Source organism: Actinokineospora cianjurensis, from assembly GCF_003663795.1.
In the GTDB taxonomy this organism is placed as follows: Bacteria; Actinomycetota; Actinomycetes; order Mycobacteriales; family Pseudonocardiaceae; genus Actinokineospora; species Actinokineospora terrae.
The window spans coordinates 633134-656974 of sequence record NZ_RCDD01000001.1; the positions used below are offsets into that span (position 1 = coordinate 633134).

The 23841-nt window shown below is 69.7% G+C and carries 23 protein-coding genes; 10 read left to right on the top strand and 13 right to left on the bottom strand.

Features of this window, described 5'->3' with window-relative positions; translation table 11 throughout:
- The first annotated feature begins 3 nt into the window (after positions 1–3).
- Together CLV68_RS02890 and CLV68_RS02895 are read left to right on the top strand one after the other, a co-directional pair.
- Positions 4–885 carry a helix-turn-helix domain-containing protein gene (locus CLV68_RS02890; protein ID WP_121389043.1) on the top strand — a complete coding sequence of 294 codons (882 nt, stop codon included), beginning with the start codon at positions 4–6 and terminating at the stop codon, positions 883–885.
- Positions 882–1052 carry a DUF397 domain-containing protein gene (locus CLV68_RS02895; protein WP_121389044.1) on the top strand — a complete coding sequence of 57 codons (171 nt, stop codon included), beginning with the start codon at positions 882–884 and terminating at the stop codon, positions 1050–1052. The genes CLV68_RS02890 and CLV68_RS02895 overlap by 4 nt, the downstream gene beginning before the upstream one ends.
- On the opposite strand, the gene CLV68_RS02900 is transcribed toward CLV68_RS02895, so the two are convergent.
- A complete protein-coding gene (locus tag CLV68_RS02900) occupies positions 1049–1624 on the bottom strand; it encodes a DUF4232 domain-containing protein (RefSeq protein WP_246009644.1) in 576 nt (191 codons plus the stop codon). The two genes, CLV68_RS02895 and CLV68_RS02900, sit on opposite strands and share 4 nt — an antisense overlap.
- A gap of 139 nt (positions 1625–1763) precedes the next feature.
- Here CLV68_RS02900 and CLV68_RS02905 point away from each other — a divergent pair, with 139 nt between their 5' ends.
- Positions 1764–3047: an MFS transporter gene (locus CLV68_RS02905; protein ID WP_121389046.1), complete on the top strand. Its 1284-nt coding sequence runs from the start codon at positions 1764–1766 to the stop codon at positions 3045–3047.
- Positions 3048–3066: 19 nt separating this feature from the next.
- On the opposite strand, the gene CLV68_RS02910 is transcribed toward CLV68_RS02905, so the two are convergent.
- The 4 genes from CLV68_RS02910 to pheA form a co-directional block, all read right to left on the bottom strand.
- Complete coding sequence (locus CLV68_RS02910) at positions 3067–3876, bottom strand: ABC transporter permease (protein WP_121389047.1); 810 nt, start codon at positions 3874–3876, stop codon at positions 3067–3069.
- Positions 3873–4886 (bottom strand): ATP-binding cassette domain-containing protein, encoded by a 1014-nt coding sequence (locus CLV68_RS02915; RefSeq protein WP_121389048.1) that lies wholly within the window; start codon positions 4884–4886, stop codon positions 3873–3875. Before CLV68_RS02915 ends, CLV68_RS02910 begins: the two co-directional genes overlap by 4 nt.
- Before the next feature lie 112 nt (positions 4887–4998).
- Positions 4999–5601, bottom strand: a complete 603-nt coding sequence (locus tag CLV68_RS02920) for a histidine phosphatase family protein (RefSeq protein ID WP_121389049.1) — start codon at positions 5599–5601, stop codon at positions 4999–5001.
- The gene (pheA, locus tag CLV68_RS02925; protein ID WP_170224046.1) at positions 5598–6515 is read right to left on the bottom strand and encodes a prephenate dehydratase; all 918 of its coding nucleotides are present in this window, start codon (positions 6513–6515) and stop codon (positions 5598–5600) included. Before pheA ends, CLV68_RS02920 begins: the two co-directional genes overlap by 4 nt.
- An 85-nt stretch (positions 6516–6600) precedes the next feature.
- Between pheA and CLV68_RS02930 the strand changes: the two genes are divergently transcribed.
- The 4 genes from CLV68_RS02930 to CLV68_RS02945 all read left to right on the top strand — a co-directional run bounded on the left by CLV68_RS02930 (position 6601) and on the right by CLV68_RS02945 (position 10196).
- Positions 6601–7230: a macro domain-containing protein gene (locus CLV68_RS02930; RefSeq protein WP_121389051.1), complete on the top strand. Its 630-nt coding sequence runs from the start codon at positions 6601–6603 to the stop codon at positions 7228–7230.
- A gap of 127 nt (positions 7231–7357) precedes the next feature.
- Positions 7358–8287: a type I pantothenate kinase gene (gene coaA, locus CLV68_RS02935; RefSeq protein WP_092775810.1), complete on the top strand. Its 930-nt coding sequence runs from the start codon at positions 7358–7360 to the stop codon at positions 8285–8287.
- 7 nt (positions 8288–8294) lie between these two features.
- Complete coding sequence (locus CLV68_RS02940) at positions 8295–8927, top strand: response regulator (protein WP_121390927.1); 633 nt, start codon at positions 8295–8297, stop codon at positions 8925–8927.
- Positions 8928–9017: 90 nt separating this feature from the next.
- Positions 9018–10196, top strand: coding sequence for an acyltransferase family protein (locus CLV68_RS02945; protein ID WP_170224047.1), 1179 nt, complete (start codon positions 9018–9020; stop codon positions 10194–10196).
- Here the strand turns inward: CLV68_RS02945 and CLV68_RS02950 are convergent.
- The 4 genes from CLV68_RS02950 to CLV68_RS02965 all read right to left on the bottom strand — a co-directional run bounded on the left by CLV68_RS02950 (position 10171) and on the right by CLV68_RS02965 (position 17003).
- Positions 10171–11313: a GAF domain-containing sensor histidine kinase gene (locus tag CLV68_RS02950; protein WP_121389052.1), complete on the bottom strand. Its 1143-nt coding sequence runs from the start codon at positions 11311–11313 to the stop codon at positions 10171–10173. The two genes, CLV68_RS02945 and CLV68_RS02950, sit on opposite strands and share 26 nt — an antisense overlap.
- Positions 11314–11326: 13 nt before the next feature.
- Positions 11327–14419, bottom strand: coding sequence for a thiol reductant ABC exporter subunit CydC (gene cydC / locus CLV68_RS02955; protein ID WP_121389053.1), 3093 nt, complete (start codon positions 14417–14419; stop codon positions 11327–11329).
- A gap of 65 nt (positions 14420–14484) precedes the next feature.
- Positions 14485–15492: a cytochrome d ubiquinol oxidase subunit II gene (gene cydB / locus CLV68_RS02960; protein ID WP_121389054.1), complete on the bottom strand. Its 1008-nt coding sequence runs from the start codon at positions 15490–15492 to the stop codon at positions 14485–14487.
- A gap of 23 nt (positions 15493–15515) precedes the next feature.
- Positions 15516–17003 carry a cytochrome ubiquinol oxidase subunit I gene (locus tag CLV68_RS02965; protein WP_121389055.1) on the bottom strand — a complete coding sequence of 496 codons (1488 nt, stop codon included), beginning with the start codon at positions 17001–17003 and terminating at the stop codon, positions 15516–15518.
- Positions 17004–17319: 316 nt separating this feature from the next.
- Between CLV68_RS02965 and CLV68_RS02970 the strand changes: the two genes are divergently transcribed.
- Complete coding sequence (locus tag CLV68_RS02970) at positions 17320–17919, top strand: TMEM165/GDT1 family protein (protein ID WP_121389056.1); 600 nt, start codon at positions 17320–17322, stop codon at positions 17917–17919.
- Between the two features lie 52 nt (positions 17920–17971).
- Here the strand turns inward: CLV68_RS02970 and CLV68_RS02975 are convergent, their stop codons facing one another.
- Genes CLV68_RS02975 through CLV68_RS02985 form a run of 3 tightly spaced genes read right to left on the bottom strand, consistent with a single transcriptional unit; the run spans position 17972 to position 20712 of the window.
- Positions 17972–18601, bottom strand: a complete 630-nt coding sequence (locus CLV68_RS02975) for a helix-turn-helix domain-containing protein (protein ID WP_170224332.1) — start codon at positions 18599–18601, stop codon at positions 17972–17974.
- A 51-nt stretch (positions 18602–18652) separates the two neighbouring features.
- On the bottom strand, positions 18653–19849 hold the full coding sequence (fahA, locus tag CLV68_RS02980; RefSeq protein ID WP_121389058.1) for a fumarylacetoacetase: 1197 nt from the start codon (positions 19847–19849) through the stop codon (positions 18653–18655).
- Entirely contained in the window at positions 19846–20712 is an 867-nt protein-coding gene (locus CLV68_RS02985; protein WP_281245049.1) for a DUF488 family protein, read from the bottom strand. The genes fahA and CLV68_RS02985 overlap by 4 nt, the downstream gene beginning before the upstream one ends.
- A gap of 94 nt (positions 20713–20806) precedes the next feature.
- Here CLV68_RS02985 and CLV68_RS02990 point away from each other — a divergent pair, with 94 nt between their 5' ends.
- Complete coding sequence (locus CLV68_RS02990) at positions 20807–21982, top strand: homogentisate 1,2-dioxygenase (protein ID WP_121389059.1); 1176 nt, start codon at positions 20807–20809, stop codon at positions 21980–21982.
- 162 nt (positions 21983–22144) lie between these two features.
- Positions 22145–22705, top strand: a complete 561-nt coding sequence (locus CLV68_RS02995; RefSeq protein WP_121389060.1) for a hypothetical protein — start codon at positions 22145–22147, stop codon at positions 22703–22705.
- Here the strand turns inward: CLV68_RS02995 and CLV68_RS03000 are convergent.
- Complete coding sequence (locus tag CLV68_RS03000) at positions 22669–23763, bottom strand: hypothetical protein (protein ID WP_121389061.1); 1095 nt, start codon at positions 23761–23763, stop codon at positions 22669–22671. The two genes, CLV68_RS02995 and CLV68_RS03000, sit on opposite strands and share 37 nt — an antisense overlap.
- Between the last annotated feature and the right edge of the window lie 78 nt (positions 23764–23841).

Consider the following 23841-nt stretch of genomic DNA (forward strand, 5'->3'; position numbering starts at 1 on the left):
TACGTGCGTGAGACGACAACCGGCTCGACCGTGCCGCGCAGGCAACTGGGCCGATATCTCCGCGACCTGCGCGGCCGGGCCCGCCTGACGGTCCGCGCGGCGGCGGCGGAGCTGGAGTGGTCGGAGACCAAGATCTGGCGCATCGAGACCGGCCAGACCCCCCTGCGCAGCCTGGACACCGAGGCGATGTGCAAGATCTACGGGGCGTCGGAGGAGGTGACGGAGTACCTCAAGGCGCTGTCCAAGAAGACCAAGGAGCAGGGTTGGTGGCACGGATACGGTGATGTCATCCCGGATGGTTTCGGCCTCTACATCGGGCTGGAAGAAGCCGTCTCATCGATGCAGTGCTACGAAACAGCTCTCATTCCCGGACTGTTCCAAACACCCGACTACTCGCGAATGCTAATCCGGGAGTTCAAGCCGGATTCGACCGATGATGAAATTGAACGACGAGTCGAATTGCGCACGGCACGACAGGCGCTCCTGACCAGACGGACCGCTCGCCCATCCGTTTCAGTGGTACTCAATGAAGGCATCCTCCGCCGCCCGGTTGGCGGGCCTCAAACCATGGCCCACCAGCTAATCCACTTGGCAGGTCTGGCACAATTGGATACAGTCCACTTGCGTGTCATACCGTTCTCGGTTGGCATGTACAACGGGCTGATAACCGGGCCGTTTGTCATCATGCACTTCCCAGACAGCGGAACACGGGACAGCGAGCCACCAGTGGTGTTCATCGAACACCTGGCGGGCGAACTGTTCTTGGACAAGTCCAGCGAGGTCGCCCTCTACGGCACCGTGTTCCACAACACCTGGGAGGTATCCCTGAGTGAACAAGACAGCCTGCACCTGATCCACCAAGCGGTGAAGGAGTTTCGCCAGTGAGCAAGGTCGTGTGGCGCAAGAGCAGCCGCAGCACTCCGGAGCGGAACTGCGTGGAGGTCGCGTTCGGCGATGTCCACACGGTTCTCACTCGGGACAGCAAGCAGGGCGAGGGGCCCCAGTTGCGGTTCGGCCGCAAGGACTGGGCCGCGTTCCTGCGGACCGTCTAGCCGATCGTCTTCACGGTCAGCTGGTTGCCCGGCGGGGTGCCCGCGCACCCCGTTCCCGGCAGGTCCACGAAGGTCGACTCCGTGTCGTGCGGCGGGTAGATCCGCAGCCCGCGGACCGGGGTCGGTTGGCAGACCTGCGGGTCGTAGTTCCGCACGTTCACGAACCCGACGTCGGACGTGGCCGAGGACCCCGGTTCCAGGCGGACCGGGGCACCCTTGGTGCCCACCCGGTACGCCGCCGGGCCGACCTGGTGGCCGTCGTCGCCGGTCACGTACGACACGCCCGGGAAGCCCTGGATCACGCAGGTCCGGGTACCCGCGTTGGTGAAGACCAGCTTGCGGAACACCGTCCCGGCCGCGGCGTCGCCGTCCTTCACAGCCAGCTTCAGCTCGCTGACCTTGCAGTCGTCGGTCGACGCGGGCTCGGGCGGTGTGCTGGAGTCCGTGGTCGGGGGCAGCGACACCGTGGAGGTCGCCGAGGGGATTTCCGCCTGGGGCTGCTGGGTCTCCGAGCGCTGCCCGGCGCAGCCCGCGACCAGGACGAGGACCGCCAACCCGATACCGTTTGCCACCCACCTCATATCTCCACAATGCGCCAGTTTCCCACAATCCGCCACCTGGCGGGTCTTCACACGCGCGAGTACCCCGTGGGAAGAATTGCCGCCCGTTCGGGGGTAGTTACTGGCGGGAACCGGCCAGTAGCGTCGCGGCATGGGGTCGGCACGATTACCCGGGGGCGAAGTGGCCAGGGACCGGCGACTGACCTGGCTGCTCGGCTCCAGCGCGCTGTCCAACCTGGGCGACGGCATCGGCAAGGTGGCCTTCCCACTGCTGGGCGCCAGCCTCACCCGCGACCCACTGCTCATCGCCGGGCTCTCCGCGACCGCCTTCCTCCCCTGGCTGCTGTTCGCCCTGGTCAGCGGCGCCCTGGTGGACCGGGTCGACCGGCGCAAGGCGATGCTGCTGGCGAACACCTCCCGCGCGATCATCGTCGGGGCGCTCGCCGTCCTCGTCCTCTTCGACGCGACGACCATCTGGCTGCTCTACGCCATGGCGCTGCTCATCGGCACCGTCGAGACCATCGCCGACAGCGCGGCGCAGGCGCTCATCCCCGCGGTGGTGCCGCGGTCCGGACTGGAGTCCGCGAACGGGAAGCTGCAATCCGCCGAGATCGTCGGTCAGACCTTCCTGGGCGGGCCGCTCGGTGGCGTCACCTTCGCCGCGTTCGCGGCCTTGCCGTTCGTCCTCAACTCCGCCGGGTTCGCTATCGCGGCGATCTTCCTGCTGGCCATCCGGGGGAGCTACCGGCCCAAGGTCGAAGGCCCGGCGCCCAAGCTCCGGGTGCAACTCGCGGAAGGTCTTAGCTGGGTCCGCAGCCGTCCGCTGATGGTGCAACTGGTGGCGTTCGCGGCCGCGCTGGCGTTGACCTCAGAACTCGCACAGGCCCTGCTCGTGCTCTACGCGCTAGAGGACCTCGGGCTGACCAGCGCCGCGTTCGGTGTCTTCGCCCTAGTCGGCGGCGCGGGCGGTCTCGTGGGCGCGGCGGTCGCGCCGCGGCTGACCAGGGTGCTGTCCCGGCGAGCCGTGCTGACCTCGGCCGTCGCCGGGTGCGCGATCGCGTTCGGCGTCATGGGGCTGGTCTACGAACCCGTCTCGGCGGCGCTGCTGTTCGGCGTGTTCGCCGCCAGCGTCGTGACCATGAACGTCATCATCGGCGCGCTGCGGCACGCGTTGATCCCGGAGCACCTCTTCGGCCGGGTGCTGGGTGTGTGGCGCACGGCCGTGTGGGGCGCGATCCCGATCGGGGCGCTGCTCGGCGGGGTGCTCGCGGCCTGGCTGAACACCCGTGCCGTCTTCTTCATCTCCGGCGCGCTGCAACTCGGCCTGGCCGGGGCGCTGTGGGTCGCCATGGCCAGGTTCGAGGCGGAGATCGACAGCCTCGACGCGGCGGTGGAACCGGTGTTGTCCGGGGAGAGCGCGCCCGCCGGGGCGTAGCGCACCCTCCCCGGCGCGACTACTTGCTCGCGACCTTGCGGTACTTCGACACCGCGAGCGGCGCGAAGATCACCAGGATGCCGACGCAGGCGAGCAGCGCGTAGAGCGCGGCGTGCTGCGCGGGCCACGAGTCGGACTGCCCGAGGACACCCGTGCGGGCCGTGTTGCCGAACAGGTCCCGCGCCGCGTCGGCGACCGCGGTGATCGGGTTCCACTCGGCGACGACCTTCAACGGCCCCGGCATGCTCGACGCCGACACGAACGCCGACGAGATGAACGTGACCGGGAACATCCAGATGAAGCCCGCGCTCTGCGCGACCTGCACGTTGCCCGCCAGCAGGCCGACCCACGCGCCGATCCAGGACATCGCGAAGGAGAACACCAGCAGCAGCAGGTAGCCGAGCACCGCGTCCAGGAAACTGCCCCGGATGCGCCAGCCGACCAGCAGACCGCACAGCGACATCACCAGCAGGCCGATGGCGCTGACCGCGAGGTCCGACGCCGTGCGGCCGACCAGCACCGCCGCCCTGGTCATGGGCAACGACCGGAACCGGTCGATGACGCCCTTCTCCAGGTCGGCCGCCATGCCGATGGTCGTGTACGCCGAGTTGAACGCGACCGTCTGGGCGAAGATGCCGCCCATCAGGAACTCGCGGTAGGCCGACGGGTCGTCGCCGATGCTGTTGCCGAACACGAACGCGAACAGCAGCACGAACATGATCGGCTGCAACGTGGCGCCGAGCAGCAGGTCGGGCTGGCGGCGCACGTTCATCAGGTTGCGCCAGGTGACGACCCCGCTGTCGCGGGCACCGGCGGTGATGACGCTCATCGGGTCTTGGCCTTCCTGCCCTTGGTCTTCTCGGTCTCGGTCGCCTCGACCTTCTCCTCGGCGACGTGGCCGGTGAGGGCGAGGAACACGTCGTCGAGGGTCGGCCGGTGCAGTGCCACGTCGAGCACCGAGACGCTCTCCTGGTCCAGCCTGCGCAGCGCCTCGACCAGCGCCTTCGGGCCGGTGTCGACCTTGACCTGCACCCGGCGCTGGTGGTCGTCGGTGGTCGGGGCGTCCGACCCGACCTCGGCGAGCACCCGCGCGGTCGCGGCCAACTCGGTGGCGTCGGCGACCACGATCTCCAGCCGCTCACCGCCGATCTGGGCCTTGAGCTGGTCGGCCGTGCCGCCCGCGATGACCTTCCCGTGGTCGATCACCAGGATGGTGTCGGCCAACTGGTCGGCCTCCTCCAGGTACTGGGTGGTCAGCAGGACCGTGGTCCCGTCGGCCACCAGCTCGCCGATGACCTCCCAGGTGTCGAGCCTGCCGCGCGGGTCGAGGCCGGTGGTGGGCTCGTCGAGCACGACGACGGCGGGCTGGGCGACCAGCGCGCCGCCGAGGTCGAGCCTGCGGCGCATGCCGCCGGAGTAGGTCTTGGCCGGGCGGTCCCCGGCGTCTTCCAGGCGGAACCGGGAGATGAGCTCCCGGGCCCGCTTCGACGCGTCCGCGCGGGACATGCCGTAGAGCCTGCCGACCATGTAGAGGTTCTCGTAGCCGGTGAGGTGTTCGTCGACGGCCGCGTACTGGCCGGAGAGCCCGATGGAGCGGCGGACCGCGTCCGGGTCGGCGACGACGTCGTGGCCCGCGACGAACGCGCGGCCGGAGTCGGGTTTGAGCAGCGTGGTGAGGATGCGGACGGTGGTCGTCTTACCGGCCCCGTTCGGCCCTAGCAGGCCGAGAACGGTTCCGGCTGGGATCTCCAGGTCGACACCGTCCAGGGCGCGGGTTGACCCGAAAGTCTTGACCAGCGCTTCCGCGCGCACAGCGATCGAGGACGCGGGCGGGGGCATGAGCCCTCCCTGAATAGACAGCAGTTGAGTACGCGGCGGAGGGTAGACCCACCCACCGACAACTTGCCGCGATTTTCGTCAACCGGACTTTCCCCCACTTGGCCCGGGGGCGCTACAGGTCGACTCCGGTCCACTCCAGACAGTGCCACCCGGCCTGGCGCGGCTCCAGCAGCACGTGCCCGGTGTTGGGCAGCAGTGCGGCGTTGGTCACCTGCGCGCCGACGTTGTCCGCCAGCCATTCCGCGCCGAGGCGGATGATCCCGCCGTGGCTGACGACCACGACCAGACCGCTGGGGTGGGACTCGCGAATTCGCTCGATCGTGGACAGGTAGCGCTCTCGGATCTGCTCGCCGCTCTCGCCGCCGGGCATCGCGGCCGCGAGATCACCCTGGGTCCAACGCCTGTAGACCTCACCGAAGCTGCGCAGGGCGTCCTCGTCCGAGCGGCCTTCCAAATCACCGACCTGTAACTCGTGCAGGCCCTCGACAACATCAACGGCCAACCCGTGCTGCTTCGCGACCGGTGCCGCTGTCTCCTGCGCGCGGATGGCGATGCTCGCGTAGACGGCGACCACCTCATCCACCGCGAGGCGCTCGGCTAGCGCTGACGCTTGGCGGTGGCCCATTTCGGTAAGAGACGGACCGGGCGGCCGGGAGTCGAGCGCGTGACGGAGGTTCGAGGGAGTCTCGCCGTGCCGGGCGAGCATCAGTCTCACGGCTGCTCGCCGCGGAGGAGCGCGGCCACCCACGTCCCGGACAACTCGTAGTCGGCAGCGCGATGCGGCGCAGTCACCTCTGTCGCGTTGCCCTCAGCCTTGGGATAGGAACCCAGGAACAGGACCCTCTGGCTGCGGCGGCGGAGCGCGCCTAGAGCGTCGGCGACGCGGGGCTCGGAGATGTGGCCGTCGAAGTCGAGGTAGAACCGGTACTCGCCGAAGCGGTTGCGCAGCGGGCGGGACTCGATGCGGGTCAGGTTGATGCCGCGGCTGGCGAACTCGTTGAGCACCGCCGCGAGCTCCCCCGGCTGGTGCGACAGGACCACGATCACCGAGGTGCGGTCGGCACCGGTCGCCTCGGGCAGCCGCTCGGGGCGGGCCAGCAGCAGGAACCGGGTGATCGCGTCGCGCTCGTCGGCCACGTCGGTGGCCAGCACGTCGAGCGGGTAGTGGTTCGCGGCGACCGGGGCGGTCACGGCCGCGTCGAACTCGCCGGACTGCACGCCGACCGCGGCACCGGCGGTGGACGAGGCGGGCCTGCGCGCCGCGTCCGGCATGGTGTCCTGGATCCAGCGCTCGACCTGGGCGAGGGCGTGCGGGTGGCTGGCGATCGAGCGGACGTCGGCTGCCTTGAGGCCGGGGCGCACCAGGATCGAGAACCGGATCGGCAGCAGGTACTCGGCGAGGGCGACCACCGGCGGGGCGTCCGCGGCGAGGGTGTCCATGGCCGCGGAGACCGCGCCCTCCACCGAGTTCTCGATCGGCACGCACGCCAGCTCCGCCACCCCGGACCGGACCGCGCCGACGGCGTCGGGGATGGTCGGCATGGGCAGGAAGTCGGCGCCGGGGGCGAGGGCCCTTGCGGCCTGTTCGGTGAAGGTCCCCTTGGGTCCGAAGTACGCGGTTGTCGGCACGCGGCCCACAGTACGCAGGCCCAACCGCTGTACGGGGATGTGGCGCTTGCCAAACGGCGGTTACCCCCGGTGTCCCCCGGATGACATGCTGGGAGCCGTGACCGCGGACTCGGAGACCGGCATGGTCGCGGCGCCCCGCCGCGGGCCCGGCCCCCTCGAACTGGTCCTATGCGCGGTGGGTGAATCCCTCGCGACAGCCTGGGAAACAGCCGCCGAAGGTAGGCCGCACATCCGTGTCCATCGTGGATCGGTGCTAGAGGTTCGAGCCGACGCGGTGGTGTCTCCGGCGAACTCTTACGGCTGGATGCGCGGCGGCGTGGACGCTGTCTACGCCGAGCACTTCCCCGCGATCGAGCAGCGGGTCCGTAGCGCCGTCTTGGCGTACCACGGTGGGGAGCTCCCGATCGGCGAGGCGTTGATCGTGCCTACGGGTGCCAAGCGGCCCGCGTGGCTCATCACCGCACCGACCATGAAGGAGCCCGCGCAGGCTCTCGCGGCTGAGACCGTCCACCCCTATCTAGCCGCTAGGGCCGTTTTCCGGCTCTGGCGGGACGGCGTGTTCGACAACGGCGCACCCGTGCGGGCGACAGTGGGGACGATCGCCATGCCGGGGCTGGGTACCGGTGTCGGCGGGGTGCCGCCGCACGTGTGCGCGCGCCAACTGGCCGCCGCCTGGGACGCGGTGTTCGAGCCGGGCAGTGTGGCACGAACCTGATGTTCGCGGCGACGTCATGTGCGCCACACCTGTTGTCCCCTGATCGGTGCATTCGGTCACAGCGCGAACCCCGCCCCAGCACCTACGTTGACTCCCGTACACCCGTTCCGGCGCGAGGGAGCCCGAGATGGCGCGGGTCCGTGAGCTGAGCCCCTACGTGGAGCTGCGCCGCGAGCAGTGGCGGGAGCTGCGCGAGTCGACGCCGCTGCCGCTGAACCTCGACGAACTGGTCGAGCTGCGCGGGCTCGGCGACCCGGTCGACCTGGACGAGGTGGTCGACGTCTACCTGCCACTGTCCCGGCTGATCTCGCTGCAGGTCGCGGCCAGGCAGCGGCTCTACAACACCACCGTCGAGTTCCTCGGTGAGGACAGTCCGGCCAAGGTGCCGTTCGTGATCGGCATCGCAGGCAGCGTCGCGGTGGGCAAGTCGACCACCGCCCGGCTGCTGCGGCTGCTGCTGGCCCGCTGGCCGGACCACCCGCACGTCGACCTGGTGACCACCGACGGCTTCCTGTTCCCGCGCGCGGAGCTGGACCGGCGCAACCTGATGAGCCGCAAGGGCTTCCCGGAGAGCTACGACCGGCGGGCGTTGCTGCGGTTTGTGTCCGAGGTGAAGGCGGGCGCCGACGAGGTCCGGGCGCCGGTGTACTCGCACCTGGCCTACGACATCCTGCCCGGCGAGGAGCAGGTTGTGCGCAGGCCGGACATCCTGATCGTGGAGGGCCTGAACGTCCTGCAGCCCGCCGCGAGGCTCGCCGTCTCCGACCTGTTCGACTTCTCGATCTACGTCGACGCGCACTCCGACGACATCGAGCGCTGGTACATCGACCGGTTCCTGGCGCTGCGGCACACCGCGTTCTCCGACCCGGCGTCGCACTTCCACCACTACGCGAGCCTGACCGACGCCGAGGCCGTCGCCGAGGCGACCCGGCTGTGGAAGCAGATCAACGAGCCAAACCTGGCCCACAACATCCTCCCGACCCGGCCACGCGCGACGCTGGTGCTGCGCAAGGGCGCGAACCACCGGATCAGCCGAGTTCGACTCCGTAAGCTCTAGAGCCGTGATCAGGGTGCTGCTCGTCGACGACCACGAGGTGGTCCGGCGCGGGCTGCGCGACCTGCTCGACGGCGAGGACGGCATAGAGGTCGTCGCCCAGGCTGGCGGGGTCGGCGAGGCTCTTGCGCTGACGTCGTCGTTGGCCTCGTCGCGGCCGGTTGACGTTGCCGTGGTCGACATGCGGCTGCCGGATGGGGACGGGGTAGCGCTGTGCCGGTCGCTGCGGGCTCTTGAGACGCCTCCGGCGTGCCTGGTGCTCACGGCGTTCGACGACGAGGCCGCCCTGGTCGAGGCGATCATGGCCGGGGCGGCGGGGTACCTGTTGAAGCAGGTCAGAGGGCACGACCTGGTGAAAGCGGTGCGTGAAGTCGCCGCGGGTAGGTCACTCCTCGACCCGGTGACGACGGCCCACGTCCTGGACCGGATGCGACGCAGCGTGGCGGCCGACGAACTGGCCGGGCTCACCGAGCGCGAACGCGAGGTGCTCGCCCTGGTCGGCGACGGGATGTCGAACCGCGAGATCGCCGAGCGGCTCTTCCTGGCCGAGAAGACGGTCAAGAACCACGTCACCTCGGTGCTGGCCAAGCTCGGCATGCAGCGCCGCACCCAGGCCGTCGCCTGGTTCGCCCGACGCCGCTGACCGCCGCCCCGCCCACGAAGGCGGGACTGGACAAGGGAACCCGAACGGGTCCCGTAGACTCGGTTGGCCGATTACACCTTTGGGGGCCGTGTGCGAACGCTGGACCACGCCGACTTCCTGGACATGCGGCGCTTCCCCGCGCTCGACGGGTTGCGCGCGTTCGCGGCGGTCATCGTCATCATGTTCCACTTCGCCGGGCCCAAGTACCTGTGGCTGTCCGGCTGGACCGGCGTCTACGTGTTCTTCGTGCTGTCCGGGTTCCTGATCACCACGCTGCTGCTGCGCGAGCAGGACCGCACCGGGCGGGTGTCGCTCAAGGCGTTCTACCTGCGCCGGGTGTTCCGGATCCTGCCGCCCTACCTGGTGATCCTCGGCGGGATCGTGATCTTCGTGTACCTGCGCGGCGAGTTCCGGTCCCGGTTCATGCCCGAGGTGCTGCCGTACTACCTGACCTTCTTCAACGAGTTCCTGCCCGGCGTCTACCCGACCGCGCCGGACAACTTCTTCTCCGGCTCGTGGACGCTGGGCATCGAGGAGAAGTTCTACCTGTTCTGGCCGTTCCTGCTGGTCATGGCCGGTGCGGTCGGGCTGGCGGCGGCGTGGCGCAAGCTGGCGTTCGCGGTGGGTGCGCTCGCGGTGATGATCGCGCTGGTGCCCATCACCAGCGGCTGGCTGATGCACGGCTCGCAGAAGACGCTCTACATCTCCACGATCCACTACTCGATCCTGCTGATCGGCTGCGTGCTGGCCGTGGTGATGCACCACCGGCGCACGTACGCGCTGGTGAAACCGCTGACCCACCCGCTGGCGGCCATCCCGGTCGTCGCCGTGTTCGCGGTGCTGCACGTGAACATGGAAGACCTGTGGTGGGACACCGAGAACAACCTCGCGCTGTTCCTGGTCTACGGCGTGGTCGTGGCCCTGCTGCTGGTCGTGCTGATCGCGCCGGGGCCGATGCGGTGGGTGCTCTCGACCAAACCGATGCGGTTCGTCGGCGAGCGGTCGTACTCGCTGTACCTGCTCCAGCAGCCGGTGCACTTCGTCGTGGTGCTGACCATCCCGTCGCTGGCGCAGAACCGGCTCATCACCGCGCTGGTGGTGGTCCTGGTCGGGCTCGCGATCGCCGACCTGATCCACCGCTGGGTCGAGCAGCCCGCGATCAACTACGGCAAGCGCCTGATCGCCCGGCGCCGGGCCAAGCGCGCCGAGGCCGCCGCGTTGGACGAGACCCAGCCGATCCCGGTCACGAAGGTCGCGACGCCCGCCTGATCGGGACCTCCCAGGTCACGGTGGTGCCGCTGCGCGGGGACGAGCGCACCTGGCAGTGACCGTCGACCTGCTCGGCGCGCTCCCTGAGGTTCTTCAGACCGCGCTCGGAGACCCCCTTCGGGATGCCGCAGCCGTCGTCGGCGATGGTCAGGCGGAGCGTGGTGGGTGTCCGGACGAGGTGCACCGCGACGCGCAGGGCGCCCGCGTGCCTGACGACGTTGGACAGGGCTTCCCGCAGCGCCGCACGGAGGTGGTCGGCCAGGTCAGCGGGCACGTCCGCGATGTCGCCGGTGATCTCGAAGCTCGGGTCGAACCCGAGCAACTCGCGCGCGGTGGCGACCTCCGACTCGACGGACTCGGCCAGGTCGGTCGGCGGCGCGGGGTCGGGGTTGCGCAGGGTGCGGACGACGGCCCGGACATCGGCGATGGCGGCGTCGAGCTGGTCCACGGCGTCGGTGAGGCGGGTGGCGTCCGGCTTGGGGAGCTTGCGGGTGGGGCGGCGGGCCAGGAGGTCCAGCTGCATGCCTGCGGCGTAGAGGCGCTGGATGATCACGTCGTGGAGGTCGCGGGCTATGCGTTCGCGTTCTTCATAGAGGCCGACACGTTCACTGGCGTTGCGGCCTTCGGCTAGGACTAGGACCAAGCCTGCTTGGGCGGCGAAGGCTGTCAGGACCTCTACCGTGCCGCTGGTGAAGGGCTTGCGGCCTCTACGGCGGTAGACGGTGAGGGCGCCTAGACGGGACTCGCGAGTACCGAAGGGGGCGGCGGCGAAGGGGCCGTAGGCGGTGAGTTCACGGGGGACGTAAGGGGACGTGCGCGGGTCCGTGGTCACGTCATCGGCCACGATCGGGACGCCACCTCTAGCGACCCTCGCCGCTGACGACCGCGGCGACAGAACGAGGCCGATGGGGTTGGTAGCGCGGGCCCCGTATGCCGCCTCCACAGTGAGGGAGCCGTCATCGCTACCGGCCATGACCAGCCCAAGATCCGCCTCGGCCAACTCGGCGGCAGCGCGCACTACGAGATCCAGCACCGCATCCGGGTCCTGACCGGAGAGCGCTGCCGTGGCGATCTCGGTGGAGGCGGTGAGCGTCCGCGCGGCGAGGGTGGGGTCCATGGTCACCACCAGGCTAGGCCCTCACTTGTTCCAGTTGGAGGTCGTGGCGCACCGGGTCGGCCTGGGGTGGGGCGAGGTGCACGGTGACGTCGGCGAGGGTGGCTTCTTCGGGGCGGTGGGTGATGTGGAGGACGGTCTTGCCCGCCAGTGCTTCGTGGAGGGTTGCCAGGACGCGGGTGGCGGTGGGGGTGTCCAGGTGGGCGGTGGGTTCGTCGAGCACCACGAGGTCGGCGTCGGAGAGGAGGGCTCGGGCCAGGGCTAGGCGTTGGGCTTCTCCGCCGGAGGTTGTGGTGGCGGTGGCGTTCAGGTCGAAGCCGGGGAGGGCTGCCCGGGCTAGGGCGGCCTCTAGGTCCGCGTCGGTGGCGTGGGGGGCGGCCAGTTTGAGGTTTTCGCGCACCGTGGTGGAGATGAGCATGGGGTCTTGTGGGCACCAGGCGACGGTGGGTGGGCGGGTCAGGGTGCCGGATTCCGGGGTCAGGAAGCCGAGGAGCAGTGCCGCCAGGGTCGACTTGCCCGCGCCGGATGGGCCGACGACGGCTGCGTGAGTGCCGGGGGGCAGGTGGAGGGTGAGTCCGCTCAGTGCGGGTCGCGATGCGCCGGGCCAGCGGGCGGTGACGTTCTCCAGGTGGACGGCGCCGGGGGTCCACTGCGGCGGGCTGGCGGGCGGGGCGGATTCGAGGGCGTTGATGCGGGCGTGGGCCGCGCGCAAGGCGGTCAGGTGGGTTACGGCGGGTGGCAGGAGTGCGAGGACCTCGGCCAGCGCGAGCGGGACTAGAGCCACGATCGGGATCAGAACCGGGTCGATGCCCACGGCCAGGTACGTGCTCACGACCGTGGCCGCGCCAAGGAGCAGGGTGATCAGCGCCTGACCGGCTCCCGCGCCGAATGCCTGTCGCTTGGCGCGGACTACAAGAGCAGCGTCGGCAGAGGCTAGAGCCGCGCGGTGCTGGGTGTGCCTACCGAACGCGATCAGGTCTGCCGCACAGGTGAACAGGGTGAGCACCCCGGCCGCGACGGTGCGTCGACCCTCCGACAGCGCGGTAGTGGCCCGGCGCTCGGCGACAAGAGACACCAGGGGCGCACCTAGACCGGCAAGGACCACCGCAACCGCTAGGGCGAGACCAGCGCTCGGCAGGATCGCGGTCTGCACGGCGATAGCGGCAACGCACGCGCCCAGGGCCACGAGCGGCGGCACCAACACGCGCGGGGTCAGGTCGCGGACCGTGTCGACATCGTCGACGAACCGGCGGAGCCCCTCGCCCGATCGCAGGCCGAGTGCCCGCGCGGGCCCGATGCGGACAAGCGCTTGCCACAGGCGGACCCGCAGGTCAGTGGCGGTCCGGAAGACGGCGTCGTGGACGGCGAGGCGCTCGGCGTAGCGCAGGGCGGCCCGGGCGAGGCCGAAGGCGCGGACACCGACAACGGCGATGGACAGGGTGAGGATCGGCGGCTGCTGGGCGGCCTTGGCGATCAACCAGGCCGACAGTGCGGCGAGCAGCACCCCGCACACGAGCGCCGCCGACCCCAGCGCGGCGCCGCCCAGCATGCGGCGGTTGATCAATCCCCGCAGCGAGCCGCGCCCGGCCACCACCTCGTCGGCGACGTCCACGTGCGGGCGGGCGGCGGGCTCGGCGGACGCCGCCTCGACCACGCGGTGGGTGGCCATGATGACGGCGACGCCCCGGTCTGCGGCCTTCTCGATGACCGCCATGACGGTGGCGGCAGTCGCCGGGTCGAGGTGGGCCGTCGGCTCGTCCAGCAGGAGCAGACGCGTCCCCGGTCGGGCCAGGGCCCGCAGGAGCGCCACCCGCTGCCGTTCCCCCGCCGAGAGTTCAACAATCCTACGATCCAACAAGTGAACAATCCCGAGCTCGGTCGCCAAGGCCGGGTCGCCGACCTCATCGGCTACGACAGCCTCAGCGAACTCAGGTCGCTGCGGCACCCAGGTGACGATTTGCCGCCAAATCGATATATCGACATCAGGTAGGGGAGTGCCATCGACTTCCACCAAGCCCTCGAACGGCACGAACCCGAGCAGCGCGGCGAAGGCGGTCGACTTGCCCGACCCACTGGCTGAGCTCAACCGGACGATCTCGCCCGGCCGCACCACCAACGACAGACCATCCGGCGCGTATCCACCACGTCGACGCACCCGCAGGCCATCGATCCGCAACTCCCTGAACCCATCGACCGCGCGACTCCCACGAGCAGCAACAACCGGGATCTCCGCGACCCGCCGAATCGCCTCTAGGCCGTCTTCGCTGGCGTGGTGGGCAGCCCCAGCGGCCCGCAACGGCAGGTAGCACTCAGGGACCACGATCAGCACAAACAGACCCACCGCCAAGGTGAGGTCACCGGCCACCAGCCGCACACCGATCACGACCGCGACAAGAGCCACCGACAGCGTGGCCACCAACTCCAGGGCGAACGCCGACATGAACGCCACCCGCAGGACTCCGAGCGTGCCGCGTCGATGAGCGTCCGAGACAGTCCGCACTGCCTCCGCTTGCGCTGACGCCCGCCGGAACGCCGTCAGGACCGGCAGCGCGCGCACCAACTCCAGCAGGTTGCCCGACAATCGTTCGGTCGCCGCAGCAGCAGGACCCACCCTGTCCTCGGTGTAGCGACCGATGACCACCGCGAACAGCGGGATCAACGGCACCGTCAGCGCCACCACCAGAGCAGAAGGCCAGTCCACGAACAGAATCGTTGCGCCTACCGCCAGCGGCGCCACGGCAGCGGTAACCAGCGCAGGTAGGTACACCCCGAAGTAGGCGTCCAGCGCGTCAAGCCCGCGCGTCGCCAGCGAGGTCAGCTCCCCCACTCCACGCGCGGCGATCCACTCGGGCCCTAGAGCCAGCGCTCGATCCAGGGTGATCGCGCGCAGTTCCTCCTTCGCCCCAGCCGCCGCACGCGTTGACACCACCTGCGTCGCCCAGCCCAAGAGTGACCGCGCGACCACAGTGCCAGCCAACACAGCCAACGTCCGCGACGAGAACCCAGTAAGAACCGACGCCAGCGCCCACGCTTGCACCACCAGCGCGGCCGCGTTGACGACGGCCAACCCGCCGCTCAAGGCCAACGCCCGGCGCGCCGACGGGGACAACCCCGGCAACGCGCCGAGCGGGCCCCTCCCGGACCGACTGGCGGGTCGAGGCTGTCCGGGAGGAGTCACGGGACGTGCACCGGCGGGATGTGCGCCGTGCTGACCCGCTTGCGGAACACCCAGTACGTCCAACCCTGGTAGACCAGCACGGCGGGTGTGCCGAACAGGGCGACCCAGCTCATGACCTCCAGCGTGTACGGGCTCGACGCGGTGTCCGCGACGGTCAACGAGAAGGCAGGGTCCACAGTAGACGGCAGTACGTTCGGGTAGAGCGCGCCGAACAGGGCGACGACCGTCGCCACGACCGCGACTCCCAGCGCCGCGAACGCCTGGCCCTCACGTCCCGCCGTGAGCCGCTCGAACGCCAGCGCCGCGACGACGAGGACAACGGCCACCGCCGTCCACGTCCACCACTTGCCCGACGTCAACTGCACCACCACGAGCAGCCCGGCCAGCGGCAACAGCGCCCATGGCCCAACTCGTATCGCGAACGCACGCGCCCGGTGGCGGATATCCCCATCGGTCTTGAGCGCGATGAACACCGAGCCGTGGACCAAGGCGAACCCGACCAGCGCCGCCGCCCCCAGCAGCGACTCAGCGGTGACGGCCGCGAACGGCGATCCCACGCGGTTACCGTCAGCGTCGATCGGTAGGCCCAACACCGTCGTGGCCACCAAGAGCCCGACCCCGATCGCGGCCACGAGCGACCCGGCGACGATCACCCGGTCCCACCAGCGGCGCCACCGGTCCGAGTCGACCTTCCCGCGGTACTCGAAGGCGACGCCGCGGCCGATAAGAGCGACCAGGAACAGAAGCAGCAGCAGGTAGGTCCCACTGAACAGGGACGCGTACCAACCCGGGAAGGCAGCGAAGGTGGCGCCGCCCGCGACGAGCAGCCACACCTCGTTGCCGTCCCAGACCGGCCCAATCGTGTTGATCATGACACGGCGCTCGGTGTCGTCCCTGGCCAGTACCGGCATCAGCATGCCGACGCCGAAGTCGAAGCCCTCGAGGAACAGGTAGCCGAGCCAGAGCACGGCGATCACACAGAACCAGAGGTCGGCGAGATCCACAGTGGACTCCCAGTCGATGGCGGCTAGTAGGCGAAGGCGAGGTGGTCGTCGGACGTGCCGTCCGGCTTCTCCGGCGGCATGACCCCGGCGACCCCGCCGCGCACGTACCGGGCGATGAGGAACACCTCGACCACCGCCAGCGCCCCGTACACCAGGGTCAGCGTGATCAGCGACGTCCACACCTCCCCGGTGGTCAGGCCGGACACCCCGCGCGCGGTGAACATCCACACACCGTCCACACCGGACGGATTGGGCACCACCACGAACGGCTGACGCCCCATCTCGGTGAAGATCCAGCCGAAGCTGTTGGCCAGGAACGGTGTCGCGATACCCGCGAGGGCCAGTCGGGGGAACCACTTGCCGCGCGGTATCCGCCCACGTCGGGTCACCCACAGCACCCCGACCGCGGCAAGTGCCGACAGCGCGCCGAAGCCGATCATCAGCCGGAAGCCCCAGTAGGTCACCGGGAGGTTGGGCACGTAGTCGATGGGCTGACCGGAGAGTTCACCCAGCCGGTCGTCCACCGGGTAGTTGGCGCCGTAGCGCTCGCGGTACTCCTGCACCAGGTCCTCGATGCCGCGCACCTCGCTGGTGAAGTCGTTGTGCGCCAGGAAGGACAGCAGCGCGGGCACGGTGATCGACTTGACGTCCTCGCAGTCCGGCCTGCTCACGTCCCCGATCGCGAAGACCGAGAAACCGGCGGGCTGCTCGGTGTGGCACAGCGCCTCGGCCGCGGCCATCTTCATCGGCTGCTGCTCGAACATCAGCTTGCCCTGGAGGTCGCCGGTGATCGCCAGCGCCGCGAAGGCCACCGCGCCGACCCAGCCGCCGTAGCGCACCGAGGCCCGCCACACCGGCCGGTCGCCGTCGTCGCCGTGCTGGTCGTCGCGGGTCCGCCAGAGGTGCCAACCACCGACACCGACCAGGAACGCGCCCGCCACCGCGAAGCAGCCCGCGACCGTGTGCGGGATGGCGGCCAGGGCGGTGTTGTTGGTCAACACGGCCCAGATCGAGGTCAGCCGCGGCTTCCCGTCGACCAACTCGACCCCGACCGGGTGCTGCATCCACGAGTTCGCCGCCAGGATGAAGTACGCCGAGGCGACCGTGGCCAGGCTGAACGCCCACGCGCAGGCCAGGTGCACGCGCTGGGGCAGCCGGTCCCAGCCGAAGATCCACAGCCCGAGGAAGGTGGACTCGACGAAGAACGCGACCAGCCCCTCCATCGCCAGCGGCGCGCCGAACACGTCGCCGACGAACCGGGAGTACTCGCTCCAGGCCATCCCGAACTGGAACTCCTGCACGATGCCGGTCACCACGCCCATGGCGAAGTTGACCAGCAGCAGCTTGCCCCAGAACTTGGTCATCCGCAGGTACTTCACGTCGCCGGTGCGCACCCACGCGGTCTGCATCCCGGCGACCAGCACCGCCAAGCCGATGGTCAGCGGCACCATCAGAAAGTGGTAGACGGTGGTGATCCCGAACTGCCACCGCGCCAACTCCAGAACGTCCACGGTGAACAGTGTCGACCCGCGTCGCGCGTTTCCGCAGGTCCGCGAGTCCTGTCTCGCCGGGACGTAGGTCCCGTGAGCGGACACACGTCGGTGGCCCTACCCACAGCGGTTAGGCTTACCGAGCCAGAGGGGAGTAGTTCCCGCGACCGTGCGCTTCTGCGGTCCGGCGAGGACATCGACATACTGACTCGAGTTTGAGTCCGGTGCCTCACCCGCGTCCACGCGGGCGAACGAGACCTCCGGCCGGGTAGGACCATGCCCGGTCGGAGAACGCTCGCCTTCCTCCGTCCGGGCCTCGGACGTGGAGGACTTTGCTGTGGGAAGTGCCCTTATCGCGTTCGCCAGCGCTTTCGCCCTGGTGCTCGCCGTCGAGCTACCGGACAAGACGCTGGTGGCGACCCTGATCCTGACTACGCGTTATCGCGCGCTACCTGTGTTCGTCGGGGTAAGCGTGGCGTTCGCGGTGCAGTGCGTCATCGCGGCGGCCTTCGGTGGCGTGCTCACGCTGCTGCCCGACCAGGTGGTGGCCGCCGTCGTGGCCGTGCTGTTCGCCCTGGGCGCGTTCCTCCTGCTCAAGGAGGGGTTCGCGAAGCAGGAGGAGGAGATCACCGAGGCCGAGGAGGCGACTCCGACGGTGTCGTTCTGGCGCGCCGGGCTGACCTCGTTCGGGGTGCTGTTCGCCGCCGAGTGGGGCGACGCCTCGCAGATCGCCACGGCGGGGCTGTCGGCCAGGTACGCCGAGCCGGTGTGGGTCGGCCTGGGCGCCTGGCTCGCGCTGGTGCTGGTCGCCGGGATCGCGGTGCTGGTCGGGCGCAAGATCGCCGAGCGGATCAAGCCGCAGCTGATCCAGCGGGTCGCCGGGTTCGTGTTCGTCGGGTTCGCGCTGTTCGCGACCTACGAGGCCATCTTCGGTTAAGAGCCACACCACAGCTACGACCACTGTTGGTCGTAGCTGTGGGGACGTGGGTCTAACGCAGCGACTCGGCGATGATCGCGGCAGCCGCGACCACCTTCGGGCCGACGACAGCGCCATCGAGCGGCTCGAAGGTGACAACGCCAACGCTCGCGCGCAGGTCCAGGACACCGCGCACCGGTGCCGCGATCCCGTAGGCGCCGGGCTGCAACTCCCCTACCGAGCCCAACCACCCCGAGTCGCCCGGACGCATCGTGATGGCCTTACCGGCCGCGCCCTTGTGCAACGGGTGACGGGTGCCGACGCGGTAAGCGACGTGGTAGGTCGTCCACGACGGTTCCACGACGGCGACTGCCTGCGCCTCATCGCCATCCGCGACGGTGAGATGGGCGGTAGCGCCAACAGCCTCCGCCAGCTCACGCAGCGCCGGTAGGGCCGCCACGCGAAGCTGCGGGGCGACCTTCGCGGCGAGCTGGAGCAACCCGAGCCCGAGGCGGACCTTCGACCCCTCACGGCGGACCAGCCCGCGCGACTGCAACGGCACCAACAGCCGGTACACCGCCGCGCGGCTGGCCCCGATCGCCGCCGCGAGATCGCTTATCGTCGGCGCCTCGGTGTCGGAGTCGGCCACCGCCTGGAGCAACGCCAGGCCGCGGTCGAGGGTGAGCGAGCTCTCCTTGGCCACCGGGACCGCCTGCCGGGTGACCGGCCCCGTCGACCGTATGCCAGGCACCGGTCAGTCCCCCGCGGCCAGGATCGTCCCGGCCACCTCGGACAGGCCGATGACCGTGCCGTCCGGACCCGGCGCGGTCGCGGTGATCACGATCGTGTCGCCGTCGAGCAGGAAGGTGCGCTCGCCGCCGCCGTCGAGGGTGATCTTCTCCTTGCCGCCCCAGCTCAGCTCCAGGAACGAGCCGCGCTGGTGCTTCTCCGGACCGGAGATGGTGCCGGAGGCGAACAGGTCGCCGGGGCGCACGGTGGCGCCGTTGACGGTCATGTGCGCCAACTGCTGGGCGAAGGAAAACGCCATGCCCGCGAACTCGGGCTTGCTGACCAGGGTGCCGTTCCAGAACACCTGCAGGTTGATGTCGAGGCCCCAGTGGCTGTCCTCGACGAGGTAGTCCAGCCTCGGGTGGCCGGGATCCGGCACGGGGACGCGCGCGGCCGCGAACGCCTCCAGAGGGGTGATCCAGGCGCCGATAGACGTCGCGAACGACTTGCCCAGGTGCGGGCCCAGCGGCACGTACTCCCATGCCTGGATGTCGCGCGCGGACCAGTCGTTGACCGTGACCACGCCGAACACGTGGTCCGGGGCAGCGGAGGTCGACACACGGCGGGCGACAGGGCCACCGCACACGAAACCGATCTCGGCCTCGATGTCCAGGCGGACGCTAGGGCCGAAAACAGGCCCGTTGTCGCCCTTACGTTGACCGTGCGGGCGCTCGACATCGGTGCCGGAGACGACGACCGTGCCGGAGCGACCGTTGTAGCCGACGGGCAGGTGGCTCCAGTTGGGGAACAACGCATCGCCATCGGGCCGGAAGATGCGGCCGACGTTCTCGGCGTGATTGCGCGACGAGTAGAAGTCGACGTAGTCGCCGACGGTGAACGGCAGCCGGGTCGTCGTCTCCGATAGCGGCAAGAGCACCGCACCCTCAGGCGCGGCCGTTGCCTTAACCAGCTCGATCAGCCGCGCACGCAGCGCCGACCAGGCGGGCCTACCGGCGGCCAGCAGCGGGTCGAGCGAGTCAGCGGCAACGAGCTCGGCCAGCTCCGCCGTGAACTCGTCCGCAAGGGGCCTCAGCGGCAACGCGTGGTCGCCGACGCGCACCGCGACGGCAGGACCCTCCGCGGTCTCCACGACGCCGTAGGGCAGCGTCTGGGGGCCGAAGGGCATGTCCGCAGCGAACGCGGGGTCGTCGATCCAGCTCACAGCAGGCCCAGCCCTTCCAGGTCCTCCACCGGCTCGCTCAGCGAGCACGATCCGTACGAACCGAACACCGCCCGCACCGCGTGCGCGGCCTGGTCGGTCAGCCCCTTGGCCTCCTCGGCGAGCACGGCGCCGTCGGTCTCCGACAGCGCGGCGCGCACGTCACCACCCGCGAGCAGGCGCGAGGTCGCGACCAGCAGGTTCAGGAAGCCGTGGTGGTCGAACCCGGTCTCGTGGTCGGTGTGCCGGACGGCGTTGTGCAGGCCCGCGGTCGCCTTGAACGACGCCTCGCCCCTGCTGATCACCGCCAGGAAGTCGGCCACCTCGTCGACGCTGGGGAACGCCTCGCGGCTGAGGCCACCGCAGCGGATCTTGGGCCAGCTGCCGTGGTCGACGACCCTGCGGATGCCGTCGAGCCACTCGACCCCGCCGCGGCGCGGCTCGACCACGCGGATGACGTCCTCGGGCACGAACTCGTTCACTCGCTCCAGCCACACGTCGTCGACGTCGGCCGGGGCTGGCATCTCCACCATACGCAGCGCGAGCAGCTCGGCCCGCGACTCGACGATGGACAGCGCCTTGGGCACCCCGCCCAGGCCGGTGTCGATGACCAGCGAGAGCGCCACCGGCTTGGCTGGCTTCGCCTTCACCAACTCGGTGATCAGCTCGGGCAGGCGGGAGGCGTTGCACAGGAACAGGCCCATCACGCCCGCGTTCCCGCCGTCGCGCCCGGCGAGGTGCATGCGCACCGCGTCGGGCATGGGTGCGTTGCCCGGGGGGAACAGGGCCGCGTCGTCGACAAGCCGCGCGAACAGCGGCGGGATGCCGCGCGGACCGGGGCCTGGGAGAGGAGCTGCGCTTGACACGGCTGACACGCTAGTAGCGTACCGCCAACTGAACAAAGATGTCCGGTAGGCGGACATAGCAACTGAGATTCTTGAGAGGTCTCCGGAGGAGCACATGCCGCACTACCGGCGCGTTGGGGACATCCCCCGCAAGAGGCATACCCAGTTCCGGTCGCCGGAGGGGACGCTCTACGCCGAGGAGCTGATGGGGGTCGAGGGGTTCTCCTCCGACTCGGCTCTGCTCTACCACCGCCACCTGCCGACCGCGATCGTGAACGCCGAGGTCGTCGAAGACTTCCGCGGCGCGCTGGTGCCGAACCACCCGCTCAAGCCGCGGCACTTCCGCACGCAGGGCCTCAAGTTCAGCGCGGACACCGACGCCGTGACCGGCCGCAGGACGCTGTTCGGCAACTCCGACGTGATCATCGGGTTCGCCACCGCGTCCGCGCCGAGCCCGCTCTACCGCAACGCGGTGGGCGACGAGCTGTTCTATGTGCAGGGCGGCAGCGGCACGGTGGAGACCGTGTACGGCGCTCTTGAGGTGTCCGAGGGCGATTACCTGGTCATCCCGACTTCGACTACCTACCGCGTTGTGCCCAACGGCGAGATGCGGCTGTTCATCGTCGAGGCCGCGGGGCACATCGGGCCACCCAGGCGGTACCTGTCCTCGAAGGGACAGTTCCTGGAGCACTCCCCCTACTGCGAACGCGACCAGAGGGGCCCGACGGAGCCGCTGCTCGTCGAAGGTGAGGACGTCGAGGTCCTGGTCCGGCACCGGGCAGGACTAACGCGGTTCACCTACGCCAACCACCCGTTCGACGTGGTCGGCTGGGACGGGTGCCTGTACCCGTGGGTGTTCCACATCAACGACTTCGAGCCGATCACCGGCCGCGTGCACCAGCCGCCGCCCGTGCACCAGACCTTCGAGGGCCCGAACTTCGTGGTGTGCTCGTTCATGCCGCGCAAGGTCGACTACCACCCCGACGCGATCCCGGTCCCGTACAACCACGCGAACGTCGACTCCGACGAGTTGATGTTCTACGTCGGTGGGAACTACGAGGCGCGCAAGGGCTCCGGAATCGGCATCGGGTCGCTGTCGCTGCACCCGAGCGGGTTCACCCACGGCCCGCAACCGGGCGCGGCGGAGGCGTCCATCGGGGCCGACTTCTTCGACGAGACCGCGGTGATGGTGGACACCTTCCGGCCGCTCGACCTGGGCGAGGCCGCCACCGACAGCGAGGACCCGCGCTACGCGTGGAGCTGGAGCAAGCGCGGACCGGACTGGAACTGACGTCGCGATTGGGCGGTGTTCGCATTGTGAATACCGCCCAATCGCGATCGGGCCACACCGCATTGTCCGCAAATCACCAACTGGAACCAGGGTCGCATTTGGAGGGTGGATTCCCCTAGGATCTTGGCCCTGTCCCGGTACTGGGTGGGGTAAGGGTGGGCAATGGGTTATGCGAGGGAACTAGCCGATCCGTGGGGTCTGCTCCTGGCGGCGAGCGCGGCCGGGGTCGCCTGGGCGATCCACTTACCCCCGTGGATGACGCTGGGGGTCGGCGTCGTGGTGCTCGGCGGCAAGGCGGGCATCGCCCGGCTGATCCAGGAGCCCGAGGAACCACCGGCGCCCGCGATCGAGCCTGACTCCGCCGAGGACGTCTGGCTGCGCCGCTTCCAGGCCACCCGCGCGGAGATCGACCCCAGGTTCGACGAGACCATGGACGTGCTGGACCGGGCGCTGCGGCGGTTCGCGGTCCGGGCGTCGGCGATCGTGCGGGTCGAGGTCGCCGCGGACGACGTCGCCGAACTGACCCGGCTCACCGACACCTACAACACCCTGATCAGCCAGCTGGAGGCCGTGGTCACCGCGGTCGAGGACCTGGTCGGCGCCGAGGACCCCGCCGAGGAGTTGGCCGAGGTCAGGGTGGCCGCCCTGCGGACAGAGCGGGCTACCCGCGGCTGGGGCGACGCCGGTCAAGAACCGAAATCGGCCCGGCTGAGGAACGGATAGCCGGGAATTCCCGCCACCATCTGTTTGCCCTCTCCCGGTATACCTGCCACCCAGAGTTTCCCCGTAGCGGCGACATTCGCGCGGATAGCGTGACCGGCGCGCGTTAGTTTCACCGGAACGGTTCGGCCATCTGCGAACGTGGCTTGCGCGGTCACCGTTTCCCGACCGACCCGAGTCGGCTCCGGTAGGTCTACCGCCACCGCGTTCCACGGTCCCGCTGACAGCAACTTGTCGACCTTTGCCCAGTACAGCGCCTTGTAGAGCCGCCACGCGAAGAAGCCCGCGATGATGAGCGTGCCGACGAACACGCCGATCGCCAACCCGACCTGGCTGGCCTTGATCCCGCGTTGCACCAGGTCGACGACCACGAAGCCCGCGAAGGCCAGGAGGACCACCGGCGCGACCATGTCGGTGCGCGAACGCTTGCGCGGGGCGGCGATGACCTTGGCCAGCACCGCGTCGCCGGAGGCGAGCGAGGCCCTGGCGGGGTCCGGCTGGTCCACAGTGATCTCGTACCCAGTGGACAGGTCCGCCGTGGACACCCGCGCCTGCCCCAGCGGTAGCGCCAACCCGGTCGACCGGATGGCAACCCAACCCTTGTCGTCCGGGCCTACCAGCCAGATCTTGCTGGTACGGGCAAGGATCTGCTGTGCCGCCCACGGCAGCGCCGGGGCCAAGATGCTCAACGACTTGCCGTCAGCCTCTTTGACTACCAGCCGCGCACGCGGAAAACCCTTGCTGGGCCGGTAGACCTTGACCGATGCGGCACGCCACGACTCCGCGCGCAGCAACCGCCCCGCCGGACCGATCCAGAACCCGGTGATCACCAACGCCAGTACCGAGGTCACCACGAACGCCAGCGCGGCGATGGCCAGGACCGCGATCCCGATCCAGCCACCACCGGCGACGATCAGCCAGACCGCCGGGACGGCGAAGACGACGGCGGCCAGGGGCAGGCCGATCAGCGGCAAGCGCAGCGCGGAGAGTGCCCTGGCGGTGGCCAGGTCCTCGATCGCGGGCCTGCCGGTCGGTGGTTCGACGGCGGGTGCCTCGCTCATGTGCCCTCCTTGTCGGGTGCGGCGCGGGCAGCGTAGCCAGTTCGTGGGATACCGACGCCACGACTTCCCAGCGAGCCC

What these genes read in the sequence shown, in the direction of transcription:
- CLV68_RS03000 (WP_121389061.1), bottom strand. Translation starts at nt 23,763, where the DNA reads ATGAGCGAGGCACCCGCCGTCGAACCACCGACCGGCAGGCCCGCGATC.
- CLV68_RS02990 (WP_121389059.1), top strand. Translation starts at nt 20,807, where the DNA reads ATGCCGCACTACCGGCGCGTTGGGGACATCCCCCGCAAGAGGCATACC.
- CLV68_RS02910 (WP_121389047.1), bottom strand. Translation starts at nt 3,876, where the DNA reads ATGAGCGTCATCACCGCCGGTGCCCGCGACAGCGGGGTCGTCACCTGG.
- CLV68_RS02995 (WP_121389060.1), top strand. Translation starts at nt 22,145, where the DNA reads ATGGGTTATGCGAGGGAACTAGCCGATCCGTGGGGTCTGCTCCTGGCG.
- CLV68_RS02905 (WP_121389046.1), top strand. Translation starts at nt 1,764, where the DNA reads ATGGGGTCGGCACGATTACCCGGGGGCGAAGTGGCCAGGGACCGGCGA.
- CLV68_RS02930 (WP_121389051.1), top strand. Translation starts at nt 6,601, where the DNA reads ATGCTGGGAGCCGTGACCGCGGACTCGGAGACCGGCATGGTCGCGGCG.
- CLV68_RS02915 (WP_121389048.1), bottom strand. Translation starts at nt 4,886, where the DNA reads ATGCCCCCGCCCGCGTCCTCGATCGCTGTGCGCGCGGAAGCGCTGGTC.
- CLV68_RS02950 (WP_121389052.1), bottom strand. Translation starts at nt 11,313, where the DNA reads ATGGACCCCACCCTCGCCGCGCGGACGCTCACCGCCTCCACCGAGATC.
- coaA (WP_092775810.1), top strand. Translation starts at nt 7,358, where the DNA reads ATGGCGCGGGTCCGTGAGCTGAGCCCCTACGTGGAGCTGCGCCGCGAG.